The organism is Acidisoma sp. (assembly GCF_035492295.1).
Classification (GTDB): Bacteria; Pseudomonadota; Alphaproteobacteria; order Acetobacterales; family Acetobacteraceae; genus Acidisoma.
In genome coordinates this window covers 1-8497 of sequence record NZ_DATJJK010000153.1, presented here as the reverse complement: position 1 = coordinate 8497, position 8497 = coordinate 1, and the positions used below count along the sequence as shown (strand labels likewise).

The window sequence follows — 8497 nt, the reverse complement described above, 5'->3', positions numbered from 1 at the left end:
CGCATGCGCGCGACCATGATCGAATCGGTCTCGGCAATCGTTTCCCGGAAGAGCGGCGAGCCCTGGGTATTGGGCAGGCCCCGCACATCCTCCAGATCCTTTACCGCCATCGGCAATCCGTGCAGCGCACCCAGGGGGCCGCTGGCCTTCAGAACACGGTCCTTCTCGGCTGCTTCCGCCAGAAGCGTTTCGCGCGGCACCCGGGAGACGATGGCGTTGACGCGGGGGTTGATGGCGTCGATCCGGTCGAGAAAGGCGGTCATGACCTCGACGGAAGAGAGCTTCCGCCCCGCGATGGCCTGGGCGAGGTCGATGGCGGAAAGGGCGGTCGGATCGGTCTCGGTCAAGGCGCGGCACTCTCCGGCTGGTGCTTGTGGAAGACGCAGGCAAGCTTGTTACCGTCCGGATCACGGACGTAAGCGACATAGAAGCTCGGCTCGTAATAGGAGCGGGTGCCGGGGGCGCCCTCATTGGTGCCGCCATGGGCCAGCGCCGCGGCATGGAAGGCCTCGACCTCGGCCTCACTTTCCGCGCGCAGCGCGATCATGGTCCCGTTGCCGGCGGAGGGCGGCTGACCATCGAAGGGGCGGCAGATCCAGAAGCTGACCCCACCGTCATAGTCCGGGCCCCAATGGAGGAAGTCGGCGGAGGAGTCGGGGTGTCGTTTTTGACCGAGGGCTGCGAAAACCGCGTCATAGAAGCGGCCGCTCCGCTCGAGGTCGCTCACCCCCAGCGTGGTGTAGAGGACGAGCGACATAGGCGGTCTCCGGTGCTTGGTGTCAGGCGCCTTGCTTGGCGAGCGTGTCGAAGGCGCGGAGGCGGGCGAGAACGGCGGGCATCTGGGCGAGCGGGATCATGTTCGGCCCGTCCGACGGCGCATGGTCCGGATCGGGATGGGTTTCCATGAAGATCGCCGCGCAGCCGACCGCCAGCGCCGCGCGTGCCAGGATCGGGGCGTATTCGCGCTGCCCGCCGGAGGAGGATCCTTGCCCGCCCGGCTGCTGCACGGAATGGGTGGCATCGAAGACCACCGGATAGCCGGTGCGCGCCATTTCGGGCAGGCCGCGGAAATCGGTCACCAGCGTATTGTAGCCGAAGCTGGTGCCGCGATCGGTGAGCAGGATACGCTCATTGCCCGTGCTCGCGATTTTGGCGGCGACGTTCTTCATGTCCCAAGGGGCGAGGAACTGGCCCTTCTTGACGTTGATGGCCGCGCCGGTTTCGCCGGCGGCGAGCAGAAGATCGGTCTGGCGGCAGAGGAATGCCGGGATCTGCAGCACGTCCACCGCTTCTGCCACCGGCTTGCACTGGCTGGCGTCATGCACATCGGTGAGGACGGGAAGGCCGAACGTTTCGCGGACTTCGGCGAGGATGGCGAGGCCCTGCGCCATGCCGATGCCGCGTTGGGCCGTGCCCGACGTGCGGTTGGCCTTGTCGAAGCTCGACTTGTAGACCAGCGGGATATCGAGATCCCGGCAGAGGCCGGCCAGTTCCTCGGCGACTTCGAGCGCGTGGTCGCGGCTTTCGATCTGGCAGGGGCCACCGATCAGGACGAAGGGCAGGTCATTGCCGAAGGTGACCTGGCCGACGGAGGCGGACCCGACCCGGACATGGGCCATCAGACAAGCCTCGCCTGGCGAACGCAGGCGCCGATGAAGCCCTTGAAGAGCGGATGGGGGTCGAAAGGCTTGGACTTCAGCTCGGGGTGATATTGCACGCCGATGAACCAGGGATGGTCCGGATATTCGATGATCTCGGGCAGCACGCCATCGGGCGAGAGGCCGGAGAAGCGCAGACCGGTCTTCTCCAGCTGCTCGCGGTAATGGATGTTCACCTCGAAGCGATGGCGATGCCGCTCCTCAATCGAGGGAGCGCCGTCATAGACCTCGCGCACGAGGGAATCCGCCGCGAGGGTTGCCGGATAGGCGCCAAGGCGCATGGAGCCGCCGAGATCGCCGCCGGCCTCGCGCCGCACCCGCTCATTGCCCTGCGCCCATTCCGTGAGCAGGCCCACGATCGGGGTATCGCAAGGGCCGAATTCGGTGGAGGAGGCATCCTTCATGCCGGCGAGATTGCGTGCCGCCTCGATGCAGGCCATCTGCATGCCGAAGCAGATGCCGAGGAAGGGCACCTTATGCTCCCGCGCGAAGCGCACGGCTTCGATCTTGCCCTCCGAACCGCGCTCGCCGAAGCCGCCCGGCACCAGGATGCCGTGCACGCCTTCCAGCCTTGCGACCGAATTCGGCTCCTCGAAAATCTGGCTGTCGACCCATTCCAGCTTGACCCGCATCCGGTTCGCGATGCCGCCGTGGAAGAGCGCCTCGGCGAGCGACTTATAGCTGTCGAGCAGGGTCGTGTATTTGCCGACGACGGCGATACGGACTTCGCCCTCGGGGGAGCGTATCGCGTCCATGATCGCGTCCCAGCGGCTCATGTCCGGCTCAGGCTCGGTCGGCAGGCGGAAGTGGCGCAGCACTTCCCGGTCCATGCCCTCGGCGTGGTAGCGCGCCGGCACGGCATAGATGCTGTCGACGTCGAGCGCCGGAATCACCGCCTCGGCGCGGACATTGCAGAAGAGTGCAATCTTGCGGCGCTCATTCTCGGGGATCGGCCGGTCGCAGCGGCAGAGCAGCATCTGCGGCTGAATGCCGACATTGAGCAGTTCCTTGACCGAATGCTGGGTCGGCTTGGTCTTCAGCTCCCCGGCGGAGGGGATGTAGGGCACCAGCGTCAGGTGGACGAACATCGAGCGCTCGGGCCCGAGCTCGTTGCCGAGCTGGCGGATCGCTTCGAGGAAGGGCAGGCTCTCGATGTCGCCGACCGTGCCACCGATCTCGATGATGACGAAGTCGAGCCCATCGGTCTTGTTGAGGACCGTTTCCTTGATGGCGTCCGTGATGTGCGGAATGACCTGGACGGTTCCGCCCAGATAGTCGCCCCGGCGCTCCCGCGCGATAACCTCGGAATAGATGCGGCCAGTGGTGGCGTTGTCCGCCTTGCTCGCATGCACGCCGGTGAAGCGCTCGTAATGGCCGAGGTCGAGATCGGTTTCCGCGCCGTCGTCGGTCACGAAGACTTCCCCGTGCTGGTAGGGGCTCATCGTTCCCGGGTCGACGTTGAGATAGGGGTCGAGCTTGCGGAGGCGGACCGAGTAGCCCCTGGCCTGAAGCAGAGCACCCAATGCAGCGGCGGCGATGCCCTTGCCCAAGGAAGACACAACGCCGCCCGTCACGAAGATGTATCGCGTCATGGGCTTCCCTCATACAGGTTCAGGCCCGGCTGAGGGAACCCCAGCCGTGCGGTTAGGCTCAATGCGAAAAGCTCAAGGCGCGGCCCGCTTAGGGCGCCGCGGGCGCGGACGGCTTGGCCGGGGCGCTGGGCGCCGCAGGCTGAGCGGGAGCGGTATTGCCGGCACCCGGCGCGGGCGTGGTGCCGGGCAGGGTGAGCGGGGCAGGGCTGCTGCTGGCCGGCGCATTGAAGATCGCGTTCACGCCGCTCGTGCTGTTGCGCGTCATCAGAGCGAGCACGAGGGAAAGGGCGAGGAAGATCGTTGCCAGGATCGCCGTCGTGCGGGTGAGGAGATTGGCTGTCCCGCGCCCGGTCATGAAGCTGCCCATGCCCTGGCCACCACCGATGCCCAGGCCACCGCCCTCGCTGCGCTGGACCAGCACGACGCCGATCAGCGCCAGGGTGACGAAAACATGGATGACGAGCAGGACGGTGAACATACGAAGCCTTTCGGGGGAGGACCCGCCCGCCTTCTAGCGAAGCTTCGCCGGTATGCAAAGCGCGGCAGCCTTGCGTTTAAGAAACGGGCATCCCATCCCCGCTCCGGGGGTGCGATGCCCGTGCGCAAGGGTCGCCTCAATCGTCGCGGTGGACTCGCTCCATCCGTTCGTGGCGCTCCTGCGCCTCGATCGAAAGGGTCGCGATCGGGCGTGCTTCCAGCCGCTTCAGGCCGATGGGCTCGCCGGTATCCTCGCAATACCCATAGCTCCCGTTTTCGATTCGGAGCAGGGCCTGTTCGATTTTGGAAATGAGCTTGCGGGCCCGGTCGCGGGTCCGGAGTTCCAGGGCACGGTCGGTCTCGACGCTTGCCCTGTCAGTAATATCGGCTTCCATGATGCCGCCTTCGGAAAGGCTGGCCAAAGTACCATTCGCTTCCTTAAGTAAATCCTCCTGCCAACGGAGAAGTTTCCGCCTGAAATACTCAACTTGCATAGGATTCATGAAATCTTCGTCCTCACGCGGACGATAGTCTTCTGGTAGCGTAATCATCATGCGGCGAAGTCTCCGCTAGCGCTTTTCGGAACCCGAGACGGAACAAATCCGGCCGTTCGCGCGGCTTATAGCGGGCCTCCCCAGAGACGCCAAGCAGATTGCAACAAGTTCAAATTTCTGCAACGCAGCTACCGATTGACATTTCCGGCTGCCTTTACCCTGTTTTGTCGGACAGGAAGGATTCGAGGGCCGCCCTGGTCGGCATTGCGTCCATCCCGCCCGGGGCCGTCGCTGTCATGGCTCCGGCCGCGCAGGCGAAGCGGCCGATTCGGCCGAGGGTCGCCTCCGACAGGTCCATTTCCGACTCGATGAGACCGGTGAGAAAGGCAGCCATGAAGCTATCCCCGCAGCCCGTCGTGTCCACGACTTTGACCGCAATGCCCGGAACGGTGACGCGCGCCGAGGGCGTTACGATTGTCGCACCCGCCGCACCCGCGGTCACCGCCGCGACCCGCAGCCCGTCATGCCAGAGAGAGGCGAGGGCTGCCGCCGGGTCCGCGATGCCGGTGATGATGGCCAGTTCGTCCTCGCCGATCTTGAGGATGGTGGCGGCCGCGATCATCTCCCGGGCGCCGGCGATCATCGCCTCCCGGCTGTCCCAGAGCAGCGGCCGGAGATTGGGGTCGACCGAAACGATGATGCCGGCCTTGCGGGCGAGGGAGAGGGCATGGCGCTGGGCGCTGGCCGAGACCAGGCTCGCCAGCACCAGGCTGTTCACATGCAGGATGCCGGCCGACTCGATAACGGCGGAGGGGACCTCGTCGGGCGCGTAGTTCGCATCCGCGCAATCCTGCCGGTAGAACAGGAAATCCCGGTCGCCCTGCGCGTCCAGGGTCACGACCGCCATGCCGGTGAGGTGGCGATCGGACACAATGATATGCTCGATCGAAGCGCCGGAGGCGGCGATCGTGCCCGTCAAAAGCCGGCCGAAGGCATCGCGGCCTACCTTGCTCAGCATGGTAACGCTGCGACCGAGCTTGGCGAGGCCGACGGCCGAGTTGCCGGGCGCGCCGCCCGGCTTGGCGGCGAAGTTGAGCGCGCCGGGTTCGGCCGGCAGCGGCACCATGTCGATCAGCAATTCGCCCAGCGACGCGACTTCGAAACCCATGACGCTCTCACCCCGTTCGGTCTTGGCGGCTTATTGTCATGACTCGGCGGCGGTTTCCATGCCCCTTCGCGCCAGCCAGAGCGCGCGGGCCAGGATCAGCAGGCGCTGCGGCCGCGGGCGCCCGCCGATACCGCGCCGGAGCAGGGGGAGCGCGGGGCTCGCCTCGCCCCGCCGCAGCATCTCGCGCCCGACCGTCCACAGCAGTTCCCGCCGCGCCCGGCTGCTGAGATGAGCGAGCCGGGCCGGGCCAAGCCGTGCCGCGATATCGGCATTTTGGGCGATCGCGGCCAGCGTGGGCTCGTAGGCGGCGAGGCGCGTCGCAGCCCCGTGCATGAGACTGCCCTGCCGCCGGCGCACGAACAGCGCCGGCGGGCCTGCGGCGGCGAGGATCGGGCCAAGCAGGGCGAGGCGCGGCCAGAATTCCCAATCCTCGGCGAACCGGAGGTCTTCCCGGAAGCCGCCCGCCCGAGCCCAGGCTTCGCTCCGGATCAGCACGTGGCCGCCATTGGCGAAGAGATTGCCGAGGATCAGCCGTGCCAGCAGATCGGTGCCTGAGACCTTCCGGTGGTCCAGCGCACCCGCGGCGTCTGGCGTCGCACCTTCGGCGACATAGGCGAAAGGCGCCTGGATGGCGGCTGCCCCCGGTGTGCCGGCAAGACCCGCGCAAAGCCGGGCGATGGCATCCGGGGCCAACCAGTCGTCCCCATCCAGGAACAGGAGGGCTTCCGCCGCGCGCGCGGCGGGATGCGCCGCGCCCCGGTTCCGGGCATGCGAAATCCCCTGGGCCGGTTGCTGGAGGAGGTGAAGGCGGGAACCGCCAATCTGGATGGCGCGATCTGCGGTCGCGTCCTCAGACCCGTCATCGACGAGGATAAGCGTTAGATCGGGATGGCTCTGCCGGAGGACGGAGCGGATGGCATCCCCGATGAAGGGGGCCAGATTGCGGGCCGCGATGATGACCGCGACCCGCATGGAGGCCGAAGCCTCAGGCGGCGACGGTGTGGGGGATGTCGTTCTCGGCCAGCAGGATGGACAGCTCGCCGGTCTGGTACATCTCGGTGATGATATCGCAGCCGCCGACGAATTCACCCTTCACATAGAGCTGGGGAATGGTCGGCCAGTTCGAGAACTGCTTGATACCGTCGCGCAGCTCAGGATCTTCCAGCACATTGGCCGTCGCGAAGGGGACGTTCATGTGGCTGAGGATCTGGACCACGCGGGCGGAGAAGCCGCACTGTGGAAACATCGCCGTGCCCTTCATGTAAAGCATGACGGGGTTCTCGGTGGTCTCCTTGCGGATGCGCTCCGCAACGACGTCTTGAGACATGAAAAGCTCCTTACTCGGGCGCCGAGGTCTGCAGGGCAAGGGCGTGAAGCTCTCCACCCATCCGGCCCTGAAGCGCCGCGTAAATCATTTGATGCTGTTTCAAGCGCGAAAGCCCACGAAACTGCTCACTCACCACTGTAGCAGCATAGTGGTCACCGTCACCGGCCAAATCTTCGACCGTCACCCGCGCGTCAGGAATAGCGGTGCGGATCAGGCTCTCGATCGTACTGGCGGACATGGCCATGCCGTCTCTCCTTGCAGGGCGGCAGGGCGCGCGCCCGCCGTCAGCTCATCCAGGTCTTGAAGAAGCGCTCATGGGCTTCCCGCAACCGGACCAAGGATACGGACGATCCCCCGGGCAATGTCAATTCATTCCCGCCGGTGCGGCCGAGGAGTACCGCCGGAATGCCGGCCGCCCGCGCGGCTTCCAGGAGGCTGGTTGCGTCCTCGGCGGCGACCACGTAGCGGGCCTGATCCTCACCGAAGAAGAAGCCGTGGACGGAGATGCCTTCCGGCAACTCATTCAGCGCCAGGCCGCAATTGCCGGCGAGCGCCATTTCGGCCAATGCCACCAGCAACCCGCCATCGGACACGTCATGGCAGGCGGCGACCCCGCCTTCGGCGATCTGGTGGCGAACGAAATCGCCGTTCCGGCGTTCGGCGACCAGATTGACGGGCGGCGGAGCGCCTTCCTCGCGGCCCAGAATCTCGCGCAGGAAGAGGGATTGACCGAGCCAGCCCGTGGTCTCCCCGATCAGCACGAGGTCCAGACGCGGGCCGATGGCGATGCCGCGCGCCTGGTGCGCATCTTCGATGACGCCGAGGCCGCCGATCGCCGGGGTAGGCAGGATGCCGGTCCCCTCGGTCTCGTTGTAGAGGCTGACATTGCCGGAAACGACCGGGAAATCGAGCGCCCGGCAGGCTTCCGCCATGCCCTGAATGGCAGCGGCGAACTGGCCCATGATCTCGGGCTTCTCGGGATTGCCGAAGTTCAGGTTGTCGGTCACGGCAAGGGGCCGGGCGCCGGTTGCGGTGATGTTGCGCCAAGCCTCGGCCACGGCCTGGGCGCCGCCCGTCCGCGGGTCGGCTTGGCAGTAGCGGGGCGTGCAGTCCGTCGTGATGGCGAGCGCGCGGTTCGAGCCCTCGATCTTGACGATGGCCGCGTCCGCCTGGCCGGGCTTTTTGACCGTCTGGCCGCCGACCGCCGGATCATACTGGCTGGCGATCCAGGCGCGGGAGCAGAGGTCCGGGCTGGCGACAAGTTGCAACAGGGCCTCGTCGATGGGGACGTTGCAGCCAATGGCGCCATGGTCGAGGGCGGCGGGGGGGACCGGCCATTCGATCGGGCGGCGATAGAGCGGCGCCTCGTCGGCCAGTGGATCGAGCGGAATATCGGCCTCCACGACCCCCTTGTGGCGAACCACGATGCGCCCGGTATCGGTGATGTGGCCGATGACCGCGAAATCGAGGTCCCACTTGTCGAAGATGGCCCGCGCGATATCCTCGGCGCCGGGGCGCAGGACGATGAGCATGCGCTCCTGGCTTTCCGACAGCATCATCTCATAGGCCGACATGCCCGCCTCGCGCTGGGGCACGCTGTCGAGGTCGAGCGCGATGCCGACGCCGCCCTTGCCCGCCATTTCGACGGAGGAGGAGGTAAGGCCGGCGGCCCCCATGTCCTGGATGGCGACGATGGCGTCCGTCCCCATCAGTTCCAGGCAGGCCTCGATCAGAAGCTTCTCGGTAAAGGGGTCGCCGACCTGCACGGTCGGGCGCTTCTC

The 8497-nt window shown here is 66.5% G+C and carries 11 protein-coding genes; all 11 read right to left on the bottom strand.

Annotated elements, in window-relative coordinates:
• The coding region (locus tag VL752_RS10915; RefSeq protein ID WP_325355049.1) for an amidase family protein at positions 1–347 on the bottom strand (347 nt) is incomplete at its 3' end.
• Positions 344–757 (bottom strand): VOC family protein, encoded by a 414-nt coding sequence (locus tag VL752_RS10910; RefSeq protein WP_325355047.1) that lies wholly within the window; start codon positions 755–757, stop codon positions 344–346. The genes VL752_RS10910 and VL752_RS10915, both read right to left, overlap by 4 nt.
• Positions 758–779: 22 nt before the next feature.
• Positions 780–1619 carry a 3-deoxy-8-phosphooctulonate synthase gene (kdsA, locus tag VL752_RS10905; RefSeq protein WP_325355045.1) on the bottom strand — a complete coding sequence of 280 codons (840 nt, stop codon included), beginning with the start codon at positions 1617–1619 and terminating at the stop codon, positions 780–782.
• Positions 1619–3250, bottom strand: coding sequence for a CTP synthase (locus tag VL752_RS10900; RefSeq protein WP_325355043.1), 1632 nt, complete (start codon positions 3248–3250; stop codon positions 1619–1621). The genes kdsA and VL752_RS10900 overlap by 1 nt, the downstream gene beginning before the upstream one ends.
• 88 nt (positions 3251–3338) lie before the next feature.
• Positions 3339–3728 (bottom strand): preprotein translocase subunit SecG, encoded by a 390-nt coding sequence (secG, locus tag VL752_RS10895; protein ID WP_325355041.1) that lies wholly within the window; start codon positions 3726–3728, stop codon positions 3339–3341.
• 136 nt (positions 3729–3864) lie between these two features.
• Positions 3865–4278 (bottom strand): RNA polymerase-binding protein DksA, encoded by a 414-nt coding sequence (gene dksA, locus VL752_RS10890; RefSeq protein ID WP_325355051.1) that lies wholly within the window; start codon positions 4276–4278, stop codon positions 3865–3867.
• Between the two features lie 157 nt (positions 4279–4435).
• A complete protein-coding gene (locus tag VL752_RS10885; RefSeq protein ID WP_325355039.1) occupies positions 4436–5389 on the bottom strand; it encodes a carbohydrate kinase family protein in 954 nt (317 codons plus the stop codon).
• Between the two features lie 36 nt (positions 5390–5425).
• The gene (locus tag VL752_RS10880) at positions 5426–6361 is read right to left on the bottom strand and encodes a glycosyltransferase (RefSeq protein ID WP_325355037.1); all 936 of its coding nucleotides are present in this window, start codon (positions 6359–6361) and stop codon (positions 5426–5428) included.
• Between the two features lie 13 nt (positions 6362–6374).
• Entirely contained in the window at positions 6375–6716 is a 342-nt protein-coding gene (gene grxD / locus VL752_RS10875; RefSeq protein WP_325355035.1) for a Grx4 family monothiol glutaredoxin, read from the bottom strand.
• Positions 6717–6726: 10 nt separating this feature from the next.
• Complete coding sequence (locus tag VL752_RS10870; protein ID WP_325355034.1) at positions 6727–6960, bottom strand: BolA family protein; 234 nt, start codon at positions 6958–6960, stop codon at positions 6727–6729.
• Between the two features lie 40 nt (positions 6961–7000).
• Positions 7001–8497, bottom strand: a 1497-nt coding sequence (gene purL / locus VL752_RS10865) for a phosphoribosylformylglycinamidine synthase subunit PurL (protein ID WP_325355032.1), incomplete at its 5' end; no start/stop codon positions are given.